This is a genomic window from Mycoplasma sp. 2704 (assembly GCF_034863285.1).
Lineage (GTDB): Bacteria > Bacillota_I > Bacilli_A > Mycoplasmatales > Metamycoplasmataceae > Mycoplasmopsis.
In genome coordinates this window covers 62,441-80,950 of record NZ_JAYFFD010000002.1, presented here as the reverse complement: position 1 = coordinate 80,950, position 18,510 = coordinate 62,441, and the positions used below count along the sequence as shown (strand labels likewise).

Below are 18,510 nucleotides of genomic sequence, written 5' to 3'. Positions count from 1 at the left end.
AATTATTTAAATAAAATAATGTTAAATACATATAAATATGTATTTGCTTGCTATATTATAAACTATTATTAGTTTATATCATGACAATATCGAATTTTATTATAAAAATAAGTGTTTTAAGATAGCGAACTCTAAAAATAAATATAAAATTTAATTAACACTATTAATAAGGAGAAAAATGTATAAATTCGGTAACCTAAATATCCAACTTAAGGATGTGAATTCAATATTAAAACACAGCAAAATTAATGAAATTATTAAAAAAGTTAACAGTATTCATAACAACTTAGTTTTAAATTTTCAAAACACTGACGATGAAGAAACTAATGTGCTTAAGTATATTGATGATAATCTTGAATTTAACTTAGAGTTAATTAAAGCTAAAGTTGAATTTTTAAAATCTAGCAAAGTAGATACATTAGTTGTGATTGCTGATGGAGAATCATATTTAACTACTAAAGCGATTTATGATTTTATTTTTAATAATTATTTAAATAATAAACCTGATTTTAATATTATCTTTACACAAAACAACATTTCTCCTGAAGTTTTAACAAATCAACTTTCTTCATTAATAGGGCAAAAATTTGCTATCTATTACATTTCAAAGAGTGCGATTTCTATTGAAAGCTCTGTTTCATTTAGAGAATATAGAAAACTACTTGAAGCTAACTTAAAAAAAATCGATAGTATTGAAATGCTAAATGCACTTATTACAGTTGCAAGCACTGAAGCAGATAATATACTTAATAAGATGGCTAAAATTCATAATTATTTATTCTTGAAATTACCTACAAACATACCTGAAAGATATGTTTCAATATTTGATCCATCATCATTATTTGTACTTGAATTCTTGAATTTTAATTCAAGAGAATTAATCGAGACATTTGTCTCAATTATTGAAAAGACCTTGAACACACCAATAAAAGAAAATATTGTGTTCCTTACAGCTATTTTTAGATACATTTTTGCAAGATACAATAACAAGACTGTTGAAGTTGTTAATGATAATGATTTTATATTAGATTCCTTTGTTGAATACATTTGTTCATTATATAACTCAAGTGAAAATAAAGAAAAAAAAGGTTATTTAACAATTAAGGATTCTGTTAATAATACAAATAGTTTGGATAGTGATTTTTCAATCACAACAAATATTGTATTTAACAATAAAAAATACAACTTAAATCAAGACAATAAAAAATTCGATCAGCTAGGTCTCCTAGGCACAAAAGGTGAAAATCAACCTAATTTTAATATCAAAAATAATGCATTTGACAATGATGATTTAATTATTGAATTTGATGAAATTTCAATCAATAATTTGGCTCATTTATTTGCTTTCTTCCAGTTTGTTGCAATCTTATCTTCATTGTTATTTGGAGTTGACCCATTATCTCAACCAGGGGTAGAAGTTTATAAACACAACATTTATAATGCTTTACTAAAATAATATGACCAGATTAGATAAATGACTTTCATTTAACTTAAACATCAGTAGAACTGATGCTAAAAAGTTAATTTCCTCTAAAAGAATTAAAGTTGATAACAAAGTGGTTAAATCAATTATTAATATAATTAATGAAGAAGTTTGTTTGGATGATAAATTAATTGTTCCTAAACAAGAATTTATTTATGTTTTACTAAACAAACCTGCTCACTACGTTTGTGCAAATTACGATAACTTAAATAAAACTGTTTTTGAATTATTAGATGAAAACATTAACTCATATAAAGATATTCATACAGTGGGAAGATTAGACAAAGACACTACAGGACTACTATTAATAACAAATGATGGACAATTAACTCACGATTTGCTTTCACCTAAAAAACATGTTGAGAAAACTTACTACGTTGAAGTTGATAACAAAATTCACCAAAACTTAATAACTGAATTCGAAAAAGGTTTTGATATAGGAGATAATGAAATAGTCTTACCTTCAAAACTTCAAATTCTTTCAGATAATTCTGCAAATCTTACAATAAATGAAGGTAAGTACCATCAAGTTAAAAGAATGTTTAAACATTTTGATTTAACAGTGACTAAATTACAAAGAATTTCATTTGCTTTCTTGGATATTAAAAAGGAAACACTACAAGAAGGTCAGTTTAGATATTTAAATGAAGATGAAATTTTAAAATTAAAAAATAGAGAATATTAAAAAATGGTGTTATAATATTTAAGCCATCAGAACAGTAACCCACTAACCTGGTCAGGACAGAAATGTAGCAGCCACATGAGGAAGTGCTGTGTCTGGTGGTTTTGTTTAGATATTTTTAAAGAGAGTCTCACGTACAGCCATGAGCTCTCACTTTTTTTATAGTTAATGAGATAAAAAAGAAAAACCTTACAGATTTTGTAAGGTTTTTTAATTATAAATTTGAATTAATTGAAGTTATATTATTCAACTGAAACATCTGCACCAGCTTCAACTAAAGCTGCTCTAATTTGTTCAGCTTCTTCTGGTTTAATGTTTTCTTTAACAACAGCTGGTAATGTGTCAACGATTTTCTTAGCATCCATTAAAGCAACACCTAATAAGTCTTTAACAACTTTAATGATTGCAACTTTTTTACCGTTGTCAGCTTTTAAAACAACTTTAACGCTTGTTTTTTCTTCTGAACCACCTTCAGCAGGAGCTGCAGCAACAGCGACAGCAGCTGTAGGGTCGATTCCGAATTCTTCTTTCATAGCGTCTACAAGTTCCATAACTTCTTTAATTGACATTTCTTTTAATGATTCGATGAATGTTTCTTTTGTTAATTTAGCCATAATATGTTTCCTTTCAAACTAAATATTTTTATTATTCTGTTTTACCTTCACTTACTAATTTAAGTGATAATGAAATTTGTTGTAATGGTGCCATCATTGAACGTGCAAGAATTCCAAGTGCTTCTTCATATGTTGGAAGAGTAGCAACTTCTTTAACACCTGCAGCGTTGATAACTTTACCTTCAAATGTTCCAGCTTTTACAACTAATAATTTGTGAGTTTTAGCATATTTTGTAAGTAATTTAGCTGCTGACATATCGTCATTGTTTGAGAATGCGAAAATGTTTGGACCAACTAAGTATTCTGCTAAGTCAGCAAATCCTGTTTGTTGTGCTGCTAAGTTGAATAAACGGTTTTTGTAAACTTTGATGTCAACACCAAGTTTTTTAGCTTCTTTTCTGAAATCTTCTAATTCAGAAACTGTTAAACCACGGTATTCAGCAAAAGCAACAGCTTTAGAGTTTTGAATTTTATCAACAATTTCTAAAACAACTTCTTTTTTAGCTGCTTTTAATTTTGATTCTGACATACTTGTGCCTCCCTTCAAAATCTATTACGCAATACAATTTGAACAGGAATGAGATACACTCGGTAACAAATTAAGTATAAGCATTTATACAGTTACTGTCTATATGTATTGCTTTTATATTATATAGCATAACTTAAAAATTAGAATAATACTTTTGATACTTTTATACCTATAGCATAGTAATAAAAGTATTTTTATGAAATAAAATTAAATTTTTAATTTTCTAATGTTATTGGTAAATTTTGCTAATCAAAAAAATTGTAATTTTCCTATTTTTCACATTTTGTGAAAATTTCAGCTATTTCTTTTTGTTTTTAAATTTTGTCTTTATAATTCATTTACAGCAATCAGAAATTAATCAATTTCTATCGTTGTTTTTATTTCAAATTTAGATTCATAAAATGCATAATTTAATGCACTATTAACAATAAATTTATATAGATACAAGGAGACAATATGAGCAAAAACAAACACGTTATTATTTTAATCAATGGTAAAAGACGTAGTGGAAAAGGTTTATTAAGTAATGAACTTTCAAAACAATTAAAACCTCAATTTGAAGATAACACACACATTTTATCTTTTGCACAACCAATTAAACAAATTACTCAACCTATCTTAGATGAAATTAATTGAAATGGTCAAGACAAAGAAATTGTTAGACCACTTTGGATCGCTATGGGGGAAGTTGGAAGAAACATCGATACAAACATTTGATGTTCAAGAGTTTTTGAAAAAATTAAATCAATTGCTAGCGAATCTTCTAAAGCAGGTAAAAGCAGTTTATTCATCATTGACGACTTACGTTTCCCTAATGAGTTAGAATACTTCAAAGGAAACATTAATTCAGTTAGAGAAATGGTTTCACCTGATGATGAAGTTAAAATTGTTTCAATCAGAATTGAAAAATACTTTGACCCTGAAAAATTTGTTAAAGGTGTTGATGACAACTCAACTGAAACAAGTTTTGATAAATTAGTAAACATTAGTTTCGATCATATTGTTCCTCAAAATACATTAATAGATTGAGAATGAAAACCAATCTTTGCTAATGTTGATGTTACAGCTAAAAGTATCATTAGAAACTTTGTTGACAAACCTCAAAATTAATTTATATAGCTTATATACTATCTCGGATGTTTATTCTGAGATTTTATTTTGCAATTTTAAGACATCAAAAAAAGCAAAATAAAAACACATCCATTCGGATGTGTGAATAGCAATTTAAAATTAAGCTTGTTTTGCAATATCAACTAAAACTGCAAATGTTTTTGGTTCGTTGATAGCTAATTCTGAAAGCATTTTACGGTTAATTGTTACACCTGCTCTTTTTAAACCGTTAATAAATCTTGAGTAACTCATTCCTTCTGCTCTAACTGCAGCGTTGATACGAGCGATTCATAATTTACGGAAGTTTCTTTTAACTTGTTTACGGTCTCTGAAAGCGTATGTTCAAGATTTTACAACTGCTTGTTTAGCAACTTTGTAACCGATTGATTTGTGTCCAAAATATCCCTTAGCTAATTTTATTCATTTTTTACGTCTTGCTCTTGTAACTGTTCCACCTTTAACTCTTGCCATAATTTAATTCCTTTCTTAAATAATGTTAATTATTATCTTGTTTATGAATTAACTTAACAAGATTAGATTAAAGCTTTAAATCTTTTAAGGTCTGATTTAGACATAAGAGCAGCTTTACGTGAGTGACGTTTTTGTTTTGTAGTTTTGTTTTGTGCTAAGTGTGAACGGTAAGCTTGTTCTCTTAAGATTTTACCTGTTCCTGTAACTTTAATACGTTTTTTTAACGCACTTTTAGTTTTCATTTTTGGCATTTTATTCTCCTTCTTTAGCATCTTGATCTTTTGATTCAAGACTCTTTTCTTTTTGGTATCTAAGTACTTTTTGTTTATTTGGTTGGAGATTCATGTCAAGGAAACGATTATTGATTAATTTAGGTTCTGATGTGATTTCAGCAATATCTTCTAATGTTGCGAAGAATTTTTCTAAAGTCTTGATTCCTAAATCTTTCATCAATAATTCACGTCCTCTTAATTTTAATGAAACTTTGATACGATCACCTTTTAAAAGAAATTCTCTAGCTTTTCTACTTTTTGTAAGTAAATCATTTTCTCCAATCATCGCAGTTAATCTAACTTCACGATTTTGAATAATTGTTTGTTTTTCTTTTAGTTCTTTATTTTTCTTTTTACGGTCATATTTGAATTTACCGTAATCAAGAATACGACAGATTGGTTTAGGTTCAACGCTTATTAAAACTAAGTCCATTCTCTGGCTTTTTGCCAATTCAATTGCTTCAGATGTGTACATTACACCAATTTTTTCTTGATCTGCTCCGATTACAAAAACTTGTTTGAATGGAATATCAGAATTTACGTAATGTTCTGAAGGTGTTTTCTTTCCTTTTGCTTGAATAATATACTCCTTAAATAAATGTTAAGTAAAAAAGTGGTTACCCACTTCCTTGTTCTACTAAAAAAGGTATCAGAATTTTTGATACGTTTAATTGTAGCTAAACCCAAGACTATGGTCATCAGGTGAGAAGTGTCTTCTACTTTTCTGCAATTTAAACTTTTATATTGCTTTTTAATTTTATCAAAAAAATATTTTTTGATTAACCTTACATATAACTATGTTATATGTTAGTTTTTAACTAATATACCTATGTGTAAGGTAAAAAAGTTTTAGCAATTTCATTTATGCAAGTAATTATAAATAAATTTATTTTATTTGAATGTCTAAATCCAACTTTTATATGCATTTTTATGAACTAAAAATATTGCTTATTTGTTAAAAAATAACTTACATAAAATATTATATTTTTTATAATTAAACTATGAATAAAGAACATAAAACATCGTTTAGTTGAGAGTTAAAAAAAGAAGTCATAAACAACTTATCTAAACCACACGAAATTAAGAGGTTTTTAAGTGGTTTACTTTTTTGTGCTGCAGAAGTTGAAAAAGAGTTTTATGTTCTCAAAATTAAAAATGAATATCTTTATTCAAAATTGCTTAGAAAACTTGAAAAAATTAATATTAAACCAATCATTAATCTAAAATGAAAAACTAAAATCTTAATTAAGATTTCTGACTTTGAAATGATTGAGAAAATTGATTTTAAAGATTCACTTACAAGTTTTTTTGCTGGTGTATTCTTTGGTAGTGGTAGCATCTCAGGAAAATCATCAACTTCATACCACTTAGAAATTTCTTCACATAATCCTGGACACTTAGTAAAAATTCAAGAAAAACTAAATCAATATGACTTTAATTTCAACTTCTTGAATAGAAATAATAAATACATAATTTACCTTAAAAATAAGGAAAAAGTTATTGACTTTTTAGCAGCTATTGATGCTAAAAAGTCTTGGTACAAGCTTCAAAACATAATTATTGCTCGTGACTTTGAAAATGTTGTTAACCGTATTAATAATATCGATATGAGTAATATTAATAAGATTGCAAAGAGTACAATTAAGCATATTGAAAACATTAACTATATGTTTGAAAATGGATTAGATATTCATTTCACAGACAATCAACTTGTTTTATTTAGATTAAAAGTTGAAAACAAATGATTGTCACTCCCTGAATTATCAAATTTACTTAACACTGAACATAATGTGTATGTTTCAAAAAGTGGAATAAATCACTGATTTAGAAAACTTAATGAAATTGTTTCAGAGCACAAGAATGCTAAAAAATAGAGTTTTGCATCTCAGTAACTTGAGATGTTTTTTTAATCAAAAAGCAGACATTTTAGTCTGCTTCAATTTCTATTGATCTTGTAAATTTAAGTCAAATAACTTAACTAATTTGTTTTCTGAATTTTGATCTCCAAATGAAAACTCAAGTTTGTTTTCATTTTTATTCAGGAAGATAAAGAAGTTTTTGTAGTCTCCACTATATACAAATTCTTTTTTAAGTCCAGACGTTTTAATATTGTATGAATAAATATAATTTCCATTATCATTTTGAGCCATAAAGAACATTTTATCCCCATGCATAGCAGCTTTTGGTAAAACTTTTAAACTTAGTCCACTAACTAATGAACCAAATTCATCAACTGTATGAATTGAGTTTTCAATATTTTCAATTGGGATAGTTTTGTTTGTTTCAACGTATTGCAATTTAGGTTGATTATCTTTTATCGAAACAAAATACAACTTATGATCGTTATAGTTTAATGATGAAATTTCTTCTCCATTTGCATACATATCTTTAAGTTTGTAAACTCACTTATTAAATAATGAATTATGCATTTCTTGAGAAATAAAGTTAATTGCTTCATTTGAACCATCATTTGGTTTTAAATCAAATAATGTGAAATCTGTTGTAACTGCATTTTGATAATTAAAAAAGTTTTTCATTTCAAAATCTAAATCGATTTCACCTGATTTTCCTAGAGGGAAGTATTTTTCAGCTTTTCCTGTATCTGCATGTGTTGGATCAGTTGAGAACCATTTACCATCTTCATTTTGGATATTCAATCAAGTGTGGTAGTCACCTTGCATCACTTTGTATGAAATATTTACATTAGATAAAAGTAATGCCATTTGATCAACATAATGTCTACATACACCTTTATGTTCTATGTAAGCAAAGTCAAGTGAGTTCATTGTTTCTGTACCTGGTTTAGTTTTATAAATTAAGTTTTCTAAAACGTATTTACCTAGCACATAGACTTTTTCATAAGTATTCATTGAGTTATCGACTAAACTAAGCGCATTTTCAACATATTTATCAACAACTTGATTCATATCATTTCTTCTAAAGTCATTTGCATTTATTAAAATTCCATAAACTTTATTCTCTGGTGTAACTTCAAATGAAATTGCTGATGTTGCAACTAACGAAATTTGTTTGAAATTTCTAAAACCTGATTTTAAGAAATCTTTAACAACTTCATAATATGTATCAGCAGGAATTAAATATCCATTTTTATCATAATTGATTCTTCCATTTAATTGTTTGTAGTTTTCATCGTTTGAATGATCTTCATTTTTATCTGCAACAACTCTTTGAACAACTTCTTTGAAATGTTCTCTAACTTCATCAATTGTCATTTCAGATTTTAATGAATAAGTAGGAGGATTTATCGCAGCTAATTGCTTATTAAAACCTTTAACAAATGTCGAAAACATTTTGTTAATTTTTGCATATTCTTCTTTTGCAGACTCTACATTATTTCCTACTACAGTATCTCACCCATCAATTACTGTATTAATTTTGCTAAAAATCACATCGGCAAAATTTTTGTAAGATCCATATTGCTCATCAGTTCCTTCAGGTCTAGCCATATGAAATACAAATGATTCAGCACGTCCTTTATAAACATTTGCATAATTGTTCAAGTAATTGTTAAAATCAACTCTTGTTTGCTCAATTTGTGATTTATATGATTCAACACTATTTAATTTTTCTGGAGCATCCGGTTCTGGTGTTACTGGATTTGGTTCTGGATCTAGTGCAGGAGCAGGATTTACAGGTTTTGGTTGTATTGGCGTAGGTTTTTCTGACTCAGCAGGCGTCGGCTCTTCAGTATTTTTATTACCACAAGAAATTGCTGAAATCAACAAACTTGTTGCAGGTGCTAAAAATAATAATTTAAATAAACTTGATTTTTTCATAAGTCTCCATCTGTAAGTAAAAACAAATAATTACTTTACTTACTCTTTATATAATTAAATGATATAACATTTATTATATTTTTACCTAATTAATTAATTTATTCTAAAAACTTAATAAATTAATAAAAATAAAGAAATTTAAATCCATGGATTTATATTGAATTGATCGTTTTCCTTACAGTCTCAAAATCTAAACGTTTTTTTAAAATGACCAGTCTTGGAAACATCTTTAAATGCAGAACATAAATAATTACATTTATTAATTCTTAAATCTTCAATTTTCTTATTAAATTCATCCTCAATTTAATTATAGACCGTTGGTTATTGCGAAGATTTATTTCTTACCCCCACGTCACATAGGTTTAAACAACTATTCGTCACTGTCATAGGTTTAAAAGTATTGAAAATAATAAAAAACATGAATGATATAAACTCTAATTTTCAATATCGAAAATATCTATTGACCATTATTTATTTTTCAATTTGAATTTCATTTGAAAAAGTCAGAAAAAAACTACCTTGTTAATTAAAAGGTAGCTTTTGATTTTTGAATAAATTATTTTTTATCCATTTTGTCATTAAGTTTAACTAATTCTTTTAAGATCAATTCTTCTGTTGTAGGTTTAGCTGGAGCTTCAGCAACTGCTGGTCTTTTGGCAGCTTTGTGAGCTGCAATAGCGTTGGCAATTAAGAAGTATCCTAATAAAATTGCAAATACAACAAATGAAACAATAATAAATGTTAATAATGCAGCTAAGAATTTTCCGTAAAGAACACCATTTGATTCCATTTTTGCTAATTCGTCAAATCCTAATAATTTAGAAATTGGGTTCATAATAATATCGTTTGCTAATGAAGCAACTAAAGCACTGAATACTGCTCCTAAAATGAAAGCAATAGCTAATAATAAAATGTTTCCACGTTTTAAATTGTTTTTAGCATCAACTAATGACTTTTTGAAAATTGAAGGTTTTTTAGACATTTCAATTCCTTTCCAAATTAAGTTTTTTATATATTTTTGTCGTTTTGTATTTTAATAAATTAACGACGCTATTATACCCTTTTTTAACTTAATGCAAGCAATAAAAAAATAATGCTAATTTATTTTAGCATCATTTTACTTCTTAATTATCTTGTGAAATAACTTCAACAGCAACGATTGAATCGTTGTCTTTTAAGTTAATAATTTTTACACCTTTAGCATTTCTTCCTGTTTCAGAAATTTGGTTAATTTGAGTTCTTATTGTTGAACCTGATGATGTAATTACTAAAAGCTCATCGTTTGTATTAACAAATCTAGCAAATACTAAGTTTCCAGCTTTGTTACTATCAATACCAGCAACTCCTTTAGAACCTCTTCTTGTTAATCTAAATTGTTCTTTGTCTGTAAGTTTTCCAAATCCTTTTTCACCAAGTGTAAGGATTAATGAACCTTCGCTATCTGATGAAGCTGATACAACTTCTTGATTATCATCAAGTTTAATTCCCTTAACTCCTAATGAATTTCTTGAAAGTGGTCTAATGTCATCAGATTTGAACATACATACATTTCTGTAGTTGTTTGCGATTAATACAGATTCTTCATTTCCAATCACAAATGCTCTAACTAACTGATCACCTTCTTTTAATTTGAATGCAATAAGTCCATTTTTTCTAATGTTTGCAAATAATTTAAGATCAGATTTTTTAAACATACCTTGTTTAGTTACAGTTACTAAATATTGATCATCTGAGAATTTATCAACATTAAGAATTGAGATAATTTTTTCTCCATTTTCGACATCTAATCCTGAAAGGATGTTTACAAAAGGAACTCCTTTTGATTGTTTTGAACCTTCTGGAATTTGGTGACCTCTTAATGCATAAACTTTACCAATGTTTGAGAATAATAATAAGTTTGTATGTGTTGATGCGTGAATAATCATTGCAATATCATCATCTTCGTAAGTTTTCATACTTACTGAACCAACCCCACCTCTACGTTGTGTGTTGTATTCATCTAAGTCGATTCTCTTTACATAACCTTTTGAGCTTGATGTAATAACAATTTCTCTTTCATGGATTAAATCTTCATCTGAAATAACACCAACAGCTGATTCATCAATAACAGTTCTACGTTTGTCATTGAATTTTTCTTTGATTTCTTCAAGTTCTAAAACAATTTGGTTAATTAATTTTTCTTCTGAAGATAAAATGTCTTTGTAATGAGCGATTTCAACATTTAATTCACTAATTTCAAGATCCATTTTTTCAATGTTTAATCCTGTTAATCTGCTTAAACGCATTTCAAGGATAGCTTTTGTTTGTCTTTCAGTTAAATTAAATCTGCTTGATAATTTTTCTTGAGCTTCAGCATCTGTTTTAGATTGTTTAATTATTTTAACTACTTCATCAATGTTTGATACAGCGATTTTTAATCCAGCTAAAATATGAGCACGTTCTTCTGCTTTATTTAAATCAAATTTAAGTCTTCTTGAAACAACATCTTTTTGGTGTTCGATAAACACTTCAAGAGCTTGTTTTAAGTTTAATGTTTTAGGTTCTCCATTAACAATAGCAACTAAGTTAAAGTTGAATGATGTTTGGATATTTGATTTTTGGAATAACTTGTTTAAAAGAATGTGTGGATTTACACCTTTTTTAACATCGATAACTAAACGAATACCTTCTCTGTTCGATTCATCTCTTAAGTCAGTAATTCCTTCAACAACTTTTGCTTTGTGTAATTCAGCAATCTTTTCAATGATTGTAGTTTTCTTAATTGCATAAGGAATTTCTCTAATAATAATTTTTGATTTTCCATTAGGTTGCTCAATAACTTCGCATTTCGAACGAACAGGAATACTTCCTCTTCCAGTTTCGTATGCTTCTAAAATTCCTTTTGTTCCAAGGATAATTGCACCGGTTGGGAAGTCAGGCCCTTTAATGTGTTGCATTAATTCTCTAACTGTAATTTCAGGATTTTTAGCAAGAGCAATAGCTGCATCAATTGATTCGCCTAAGTTGTGTGGTGGAATTTCAGTTGCCATACCAACAGCAATCCCTGATGAACCTGAAACAAGTAAGTTAGGAAATCTTGAAGGTAATACTGTAGGTTCCTTTTCACTTCCATCATAGTTATCTACAAAATCAACTGTATCTTTTTTAATTCCTTCTAGCATTTCAGAAGCAATTTTAGACATTCTTGCTTCTGTATAACGCATAGCAGCAGCAGAGTCACCATCGATTGATCCGAAGTTACCATGCCCATCTACAAGTGGATAACGCATTGAGAAATCTTGAGCCATACGAACCATAGCTTCATAAACTGATGAATCACCGTGTGGGTGATATTTCCCTAAAACATCCCCTACAATACGAGCTGATTTACGATGTTGTGAACCAGGTGTAATTCCTAATTCTGACATATCGTAAAGAATTCTACGGTGAACTGGTTTAAGTCCATCACGTGCATCTGGAAGAGCACGTGAAACAATAACACTCATAGAGTACTCAAGGAATGATTGCTTCATTTCGTTATCAATAACAATTGGAATTAATCCTTCTGTTGGTGACTCAATGATTTGAGATTGAACTTGATATTCATCATTGTTTTGAGGTAATTCTTCCTCTTCTTCAACTTGCTCAACTACTGGTTGTTTTTTCTTGAAGATCATTTTGTTATTTTCTTCATATTCAAATTCTGTATCGTCTGAAGCTTTTAATGTAACATCAATTTCTTCAATTAATTTATTGTCTTTGTCTTTATTGTCTATCATACAAACTCCTAACAGGATATATTTAAATGTAATTTAAATATATTATATATTTTTTACAAATTTATATACATACATTATTTTTACCTTTTACAATAGTGTGCAAGCTTTAAAAGTAAAAAAACAAAGACTATTTTTTAGCCTTTGGTTTGTTTACTCATGCTTTTAAAGTTTTAACTTCTTTGATTGTAAGTGGTCTATATTTTCCTACAGGAATGTTTTCAACTGTAATTCCACCATATTCAACTCTTTTAAGATTGATAACTTCTTTATCAACTAATTTGAATAATTCCTTAACGTGATGGTAAGTCCCTTGTGTTAAAACAACAAAATAACTTTTTGATTCAATGTGAATAACTTGTTGGTTTGAAAATTTTTTGTTAATAATTACAGGTTTGTTTAATTTAGCTAATTCTTTTTTATCAAGCGGTTCATTTAATCTTGCTCTATAAACTCTTACAACTTCATATGATGGGTGCATTAATTTATTAGCTAAATCTCCATCATTTGTAAGAATAAGAACTCCGGTTGTATCATAATCTAATCTACCTACAGGAAAAATTTTGTAAGGTGTATCAATTAAATCAGTAACTTTTGCTCTATTGAAATTATCTTTAAGTGTACATACAGTTTTTGGTGGTTTATTTAGAACAAAATAAACTTTTTGTTCTTCGCCATTAATTGGTGACCCATCAACTAAAATTTCATCATTAAATGAAGCTTTGTCACCTAATTTAGCTATATAACCATTAACAGAAATTCTTCCATCTAAAATCATTTGTTCAGCTTCTCTTCTTGAAGCAACTCCTGCTTTAGAGAGAATCTTTTGTAATCTTTCTTGCATTTCCATTAGTTACCTTCTTTCAAATCTATATCTAAAGGCGATTTACCACTTCTGTATTTGTTATATAAAGCAAGTTGCTTATCTGAAAAGACAACTCCTTTGTTAATGTTGTAATCATAAGCATCTTGAACCGCTTGTGAAAATCCTGCTTTTAAATCTTTTAAAGCTAGAGATCTTACTTTTTGGATACCAGGATACTTTCTTCCTTGACAAATTTTGTCAGCTATATAAACCACAATATCAAGTGGCGTCATATTTTCTCTCATAGATGTGTGATATTTAACTGCATTTAAAATATCTTCATTTTTAATTCTCAAAGCGTGTTTAAGAATTATGTATCCTGTGTATTGATGCAGCATATGGTTTTCAAAACTATCTAATAATTCAGGTTCATTTTCTTTAATTATCTGCATTGAAACTTCGGGATCAATTTCTTTTGCAATGTCATGAACTAAACCTGCAAAATAAGCGTCTCTAGCAGATAGTCCGTGTGCTTTTGCAAGTGCAACTGCAAATTCAGCACAAGACATAGAGTGCTTTGCTCTAAGTGCTGTAAGTGTATTGAAAATAATTTGCTCTATATATAATCTGTGTTCTGCAATGTAATCTGCAACAACTTCTGGAACAAAGTTTAATTCACCTTTTTTATATAAAGTGGATGATTCAGGTCTAATTGGGTTATTTAAAATTAAAGCATTATATTTTTTTGCATAAATTTTGTTGAAATTGTTACTTCTTTTGAAAACAACAATTTTTGCAAGCTTACAAATTTCATCAATATTTTTTCATTTATTAAGTGACATTAAGTTGTCTGAACCAATGAGCAAGAATAATTGGTCATTTTTGTATTTGTTTTTAAAGTATTTAAGTGTGTCAATTGTATAACTAACTCCACCACGTTTAACTTCAAAATCAGATACTTCGATTTTATCTTCTCCATCTGTAGCTGATTGAATCATTTTAATCCTGTGCTCACCTGAAGCAGTTTTTTTATTTGTCTTAAATGGTGATGAATATGTAGGAACAAAAATTAATTTATCTAAATTAAGTTCATTAATTGCATATTTAGCAATTTCTAAATGACCTTTATGAACCGGATCAAATGAACCACCAAAAATTCCTATTTTCATAATACCTACTTTCTGTATAAGCTACCTTGTAAGGTGAATTTGTTTTTTTCTTTGTTTACATTTTTATTTACACCAATGTTTGCAAAGTTAATATTTATGTTTTCATACTTTTTAATTTCAGTCGCTTCTTGGAATAATGGAACTGGTATGTAAATATCAAAAACATCTCTAAGACCTGATATTCTTACACCTATACCAATGTATTCTTTATCCCTGAAGTGTTTATCAAATAAATCAAAAGCAACTCTATGTAAATCTTCATATGTGTTGATATATTTGGAAATTTTATGTTGCTTTGTAAATCATTTTTTCTCTTTGGTTCTAATTAAAACAGAAACTACATTTCCGACTAAATTGTGTTTAATAGCTCTTCCTGAAACTTTTTTAATTAGATCATCAAAGTATTTGATTTTAATTTCTTCATCCATATAGTAATCTTTAAAAGTAATTTCGTTCCCTAACCCTTGAAGTTGTTCTTCGTGATGTTGAATATTTTCATAATAATAAGGTTGTAAATTTTTAAGTATTGTTTCAGCATACTTACCAAATAATGTTTGCATTAGCAACATATTTGTAGATGCTTTGTAAAGGTCACCAATTGTTTTTAGTCCCATTGTTTCAAGTTTTGGAGCAGACCTTCAACCAATTCCGTGAAATTCACCAATTGGTAAGTGAAAGAATTGTTCTTTGAAATTAGCTTCATTAGTAAATCCAATTCCAAATGGTTTTGAAATGTTAGTAGTCATCTTAGCTAAAAATTTGTTGTGAGATATACCGATTGTGATCGGAATATCAAAAACTCTTAAGATTTCTTGTTGTATTTGTCTAGCTAAAAACTTTGGTGAAACTTTTGTTTTATAAACTAAATTAGTTACATCTAAAAAACATTCATCAATTGAGGATATATGAATATTTTCAGTGTATTTTCTACCTAAAAAACCAAAAATAGAGTTAGATGTACTAATGCATAAATCCATATCAACATCAACGAACACTGTTTCAGGAACTAGTCTTCTAATTTCTTCTTTTTTCATTCCTACACGAACCAATTTTGTGTTTTTCAATTCGTAGCTAATAGATACAGCTATTGCATGTGATTTACTTTTGCATATTGCAATTGGTTTTCCTTTGAGTGGTGGATATTTTAATATTGCTACTGATGCAAAGTAACTATCAAAGTCAATATGGAAAATAATTGGTTTTTTAGCTGTTGTTCTCATCTTGGTAAGCTTTTGTGATTAAAAGAGCACAATTAACTCTATTTAAGTGTGATTTAACATTATAGAAAACTCAAAGGTTTTCTAATTTTGTAATTTGCTCATGGCTTAATTGTTCTTGATTAACAAACTTTTCAAAAAGCGAAATAAGATTTGAGACTTCTTCTTTAGTTTTATTTTTAATTAAACTTAAGAACATATCAGTTGAAGCAACAAAAATTGCGCATCCAATTCCGTTAAAGTTTGCTTCTTTGATTTTGTCATTTTCTCATTGAATGTCTAATTGAACTTTGTCAGAACAAGTATTGCTGTAATGGGTTTGAAATTTATCATCTAAATCTTTTTTGTTAACTGGGTTTTTATAATGCTCCATAATCATTTCACGAGCTTCATTTTGATTAAAATGCATAAAAGTCACCTCCATTTTTTAACTCTTCAATAAGTTTGTCAATATCTTCATATGAATTGTAAATTCCAAGTGAAATTCTTAAAAATGAATAATTATCTTGAATGTTTCTTAAATAAGGAGCACAGAAAATTCCTGCTATTGTGTAAATTCCTTTTGAACCTAAATAAGTAGCAACATCTTGAGGATTAATTTCCTTTACATTAATAAGCGCAATGTTGTCACCTGGTTTTGAGAAAACTTCAATATTATCTAATGTAGCTAATTGATTGTGTAAGTAAGTTGATAAATCCTTAAGAATTTCTTGAGTTTTTTCATATCCAATTGAGTTGAAAAAATCAAGTGATTTATCAAACATAAAGAAACCACCTAAATCAGGTGTCCCTGGTTCAAATCTTGAAATTGTCTTTTTAATAGTTCAATTATTATCTTTACCGATCGCATCAACTGAACCACCACCAAATTTAACTGGTCTAAATTGTGAAAGTAATGTATCTTTAATTGCTAAGACACCCATTCCTGTCGGTCCATAAAATTTATTTGTGCTGAATGCTATTGCATCAAAATCATTTAAGGAAGTTTTTTTATGACTAATAGCTTGTGCTGCATCAGCTAAAATTACAATATTTTTTTCTTTTGCTATCTTACAAATTGCATTAATATCTAACGAAATATTAAAGTTGTTAGTTTCGTTAGAAAATGAAATGAGTTTAGTTTTCTCATTAATGTCACTTAAAATGTCATTTGACATAACAACTTTTGAATTTGTTTTTTTAGCAATTTCTAATCAAGGAATAATGTTTGAAGAGTGATTGTATGAACTTAATAAAATTTCATCACCATCTTTTAGAATTTGTCCCATCATTTGAGCAAACATATTAATTGATTCAGTTGTTCCTGATGTGAATATAACTTCTGTTTCTTTTGCATTGATTAAATCAGCAACTTTTGAACGAACTCTTGAAATTGTTTGATTAACTTCACTACCGATTGGTGTATCTGCTGTACGTGATGAAATTGATTTATTAGAATAAAAATCAACTAAAGCATCAACTGCAGTTTGAGGTTTTAAAACTAAGGCAGCTGAATCAAAATAAACAATAGACTTTAAGATTGGAAATTGTTCTCTAATTTCTTTATTTTTCATTAAAGCACCTTCCTTAGAATAGAACGTAAAACAGTGTTGTAATTTGGTAATTTTTGAAACTCATCTAAAAAGTCATAATAGTATGTTCTTTTAACTTTATTAACTAAAAGATCAAACTCGTGTTTAGTTTCTTTTTTTGATAATGACTTATTGTTAACTAACTTAATTTGGTTATTTTCTAAATACTCAATATCAAAAGTCAAATTATCAATGTTGTAATATTTAGCAATTAGTTGATAGAACATAAAATGATAAAAGTTGCTAATCATTTGTTTTTGAGTATTAGTTGCAGTTTCTTCAAATTCAATGTGACTTAAAAACTTATCAATAAGTTCATTAAGTGTATTTGAAGAAATACTCATTTCTTTTTTACTGTAAGCTGAATTATCTGCTTGCTTTTTGATTAACTTGTAGTTAGCAAACTGCTCAATTGTAAAATAAAATTGCTTGATAATCTTTTTTAGATGTGAGTTGTATGCAATTACAAATTTAAGATTGTTAATTTTGATTGATGACATTATTTTGCTTTATCCATTAACTGAATTAATTTGTAATAGTTTTCTAAAATACCATTAACAAACTTGTAGTAACTTTCTTCTTGTGTCACGTTTGATTGGTCTAATGCTGGTGGGAAAAACATTTTTGTAATTTCAACTGACTCATTGAAAACAATTTTAGGTTGATTATTGAACAACTCAAAAGCACCGTTTAAAATGATTGCTCTAACTACTGGAGAAAGTCTTTCTCAACTTCAGTCACTGTTTAAAAGTGATGATAAAGTCTTTCTTAAAAACTTGTAGTTAGATGCAATTAAACTTAATCTTTTTGTTTCTTCAATATCAATAAAATCAAATTCAGTAACTGCAGCAGGAACATCGATTGCTTCATTTAAAAGTTCGTATTTGTAAAGAACTTGAATAACATTTAATCTGATTTCTCTTCTTGATTTTTTATTGCTCATAAAATACTCCTTAAATATTTTTTTAATTATATTAAAAAAATGTTTTTGTGTATTTTGCTTTTAGTTCTATGGTGTAGAAAGTTTAAAAAATA

General features: G+C 27.9%; 19 protein-coding genes and 1 other RNA gene. 5 read left to right on the top strand and 15 right to left on the bottom strand.

Translation table 4 applies throughout. From position 1 onward, the window contains the following. Nucleotides 1-178 precede the first annotated feature (178 nt). From VBM90_RS01100 to ffs, 3 genes are all read left to right on the top strand, one after another. Nucleotides 179-1,456: a hypothetical protein gene (locus VBM90_RS01100; protein WP_323176547.1), complete on the top strand. Its 1,278-nt coding sequence runs from the start codon at nucleotides 179-181 to the stop codon at nucleotides 1,454-1,456. 1 nt (nucleotide 1,457) lies between these two features. Next, the gene (locus VBM90_RS01095; RefSeq protein ID WP_323176546.1) at nucleotides 1,458-2,168 is read left to right on the top strand and encodes a pseudouridine synthase; all 711 of its coding nucleotides are present in this window, start codon (nucleotides 1,458-1,460) and stop codon (nucleotides 2,166-2,168) included. Between the two features lie 15 nt (nucleotides 2,169-2,183). Continuing rightward, an RNA gene (gene ffs / locus VBM90_RS01090) (signal recognition particle sRNA small type) lies at nucleotides 2,184-2,278 on the top strand. 129 nt (nucleotides 2,279-2,407) lie between these two features. On the opposite strand, the gene rplL is transcribed toward ffs, so the two are convergent. Together rplL and rplJ are read right to left on the bottom strand one after the other, a co-directional pair. Then, nucleotides 2,408-2,779 (bottom strand): 50S ribosomal protein L7/L12, encoded by a 372-nt coding sequence (gene rplL / locus VBM90_RS01085; protein ID WP_257088781.1) that lies wholly within the window; start codon nucleotides 2,777-2,779, stop codon nucleotides 2,408-2,410. Nucleotides 2,780-2,810: 31 nt separating this feature from the next. Then, nucleotides 2,811-3,308 (bottom strand): 50S ribosomal protein L10, encoded by a 498-nt coding sequence (gene rplJ, locus VBM90_RS01080; protein ID WP_257088783.1) that lies wholly within the window; start codon nucleotides 3,306-3,308, stop codon nucleotides 2,811-2,813. Nucleotides 3,309-3,764: 456 nt separating this feature from the next. Here rplJ and VBM90_RS01075 point away from each other — a divergent pair, with 456 nt between their 5' ends. After that, on the top strand, nucleotides 3,765-4,418 hold the full coding sequence (locus VBM90_RS01075; protein WP_323176545.1) for a hypothetical protein: 654 nt from the start codon (nucleotides 3,765-3,767) through the stop codon (nucleotides 4,416-4,418). A 120-nt stretch (nucleotides 4,419-4,538) separates the two neighbouring features. On the opposite strand, the gene rplT is transcribed toward VBM90_RS01075, so the two are convergent. The 3 genes from rplT to infC all read right to left on the bottom strand — a co-directional run bounded on the left by rplT (nucleotide 4,539) and on the right by infC (nucleotide 5,690). After that, nucleotides 4,539-4,889, bottom strand: a complete 351-nt coding sequence (rplT, locus tag VBM90_RS01070) for a 50S ribosomal protein L20 (RefSeq protein ID WP_257088787.1) — start codon at nucleotides 4,887-4,889, stop codon at nucleotides 4,539-4,541. A gap of 62 nt (nucleotides 4,890-4,951) precedes the next feature. After that, nucleotides 4,952-5,140 (bottom strand): 50S ribosomal protein L35, encoded by a 189-nt coding sequence (gene rpmI / locus VBM90_RS01065; RefSeq protein ID WP_257088789.1) that lies wholly within the window; start codon nucleotides 5,138-5,140, stop codon nucleotides 4,952-4,954. A 1-nt stretch (nucleotide 5,141) separates the two neighbouring features. Then, the gene (gene infC / locus VBM90_RS01060; protein WP_416234926.1) at nucleotides 5,142-5,690 is read right to left on the bottom strand and encodes a translation initiation factor IF-3; all 549 of its coding nucleotides are present in this window, start codon (nucleotides 5,688-5,690) and stop codon (nucleotides 5,142-5,144) included. A 472-nt stretch (nucleotides 5,691-6,162) separates the two neighbouring features. Here infC and whiA point away from each other — a divergent pair, with 472 nt between their 5' ends. Further along, nucleotides 6,163-7,035, top strand: a complete 873-nt coding sequence (gene whiA, locus VBM90_RS01055) for a DNA-binding protein WhiA (RefSeq protein WP_323176544.1) — start codon at nucleotides 6,163-6,165, stop codon at nucleotides 7,033-7,035. Between the two features lie 69 nt (nucleotides 7,036-7,104). Here the strand turns inward: whiA and VBM90_RS01050 are convergent, their stop codons facing one another. The 10 genes from VBM90_RS01050 to VBM90_RS01005 form a co-directional block, all read right to left on the bottom strand. Then, the gene (locus VBM90_RS01050) at nucleotides 7,105-8,958 is read right to left on the bottom strand and encodes a transglutaminase-like domain-containing protein (protein WP_323176543.1); all 1,854 of its coding nucleotides are present in this window, start codon (nucleotides 8,956-8,958) and stop codon (nucleotides 7,105-7,107) included. 556 nt (nucleotides 8,959-9,514) lie between these two features. Continuing rightward, nucleotides 9,515-9,940, bottom strand: coding sequence for an MscL family protein (locus VBM90_RS01045; protein ID WP_323176542.1), 426 nt, complete (start codon nucleotides 9,938-9,940; stop codon nucleotides 9,515-9,517). Between the two features lie 142 nt (nucleotides 9,941-10,082). After that, nucleotides 10,083-12,470 carry a DNA gyrase subunit A gene (gene gyrA, locus VBM90_RS01040; protein WP_416234925.1) on the bottom strand — a complete coding sequence of 796 codons (2,388 nt, stop codon included), beginning with the start codon at nucleotides 12,468-12,470 and terminating at the stop codon, nucleotides 10,083-10,085. 373 nt (nucleotides 12,471-12,843) lie between these two features. After that, the gene (locus tag VBM90_RS01035; RefSeq protein WP_323176540.1) at nucleotides 12,844-13,563 is read right to left on the bottom strand and encodes a pseudouridine synthase; all 720 of its coding nucleotides are present in this window, start codon (nucleotides 13,561-13,563) and stop codon (nucleotides 12,844-12,846) included. Further along, nucleotides 13,563-14,687: a nicotinate-nucleotide adenylyltransferase gene (locus VBM90_RS01030; protein ID WP_323176539.1), complete on the bottom strand. Its 1,125-nt coding sequence runs from the start codon at nucleotides 14,685-14,687 to the stop codon at nucleotides 13,563-13,565. Before VBM90_RS01030 ends, VBM90_RS01035 begins: the two co-directional genes overlap by 1 nt. Nucleotides 14,688-14,692: 5 nt before the next feature. After that, complete coding sequence (locus VBM90_RS01025; protein ID WP_323176538.1) at nucleotides 14,693-15,907, bottom strand: DNA polymerase IV; 1,215 nt, start codon at nucleotides 15,905-15,907, stop codon at nucleotides 14,693-14,695. Next, nucleotides 15,891-16,313, bottom strand: coding sequence for a Fe-S cluster assembly sulfur transfer protein SufU (gene sufU, locus VBM90_RS01020; protein WP_323176537.1), 423 nt, complete (start codon nucleotides 16,311-16,313; stop codon nucleotides 15,891-15,893). The genes VBM90_RS01025 and sufU overlap by 17 nt, the downstream gene beginning before the upstream one ends. Next, on the bottom strand, nucleotides 16,303-17,457 hold the full coding sequence (locus VBM90_RS01015; RefSeq protein ID WP_323176536.1) for an aminotransferase class V-fold PLP-dependent enzyme: 1,155 nt from the start codon (nucleotides 17,455-17,457) through the stop codon (nucleotides 16,303-16,305). The genes sufU and VBM90_RS01015 overlap by 11 nt, the downstream gene beginning before the upstream one ends. Continuing rightward, nucleotides 17,457-17,975: a hypothetical protein gene (locus VBM90_RS01010; RefSeq protein ID WP_323176535.1), complete on the bottom strand. Its 519-nt coding sequence runs from the start codon at nucleotides 17,973-17,975 to the stop codon at nucleotides 17,457-17,459. The genes VBM90_RS01015 and VBM90_RS01010 overlap by 1 nt, the downstream gene beginning before the upstream one ends. Further along, the gene (locus VBM90_RS01005; protein WP_257088813.1) at nucleotides 17,975-18,418 is read right to left on the bottom strand and encodes a transcription antitermination protein NusB; all 444 of its coding nucleotides are present in this window, start codon (nucleotides 18,416-18,418) and stop codon (nucleotides 17,975-17,977) included. The genes VBM90_RS01010 and VBM90_RS01005 overlap by 1 nt, the downstream gene beginning before the upstream one ends. Between the last annotated feature and the right edge of the window lie 92 nt (nucleotides 18,419-18,510).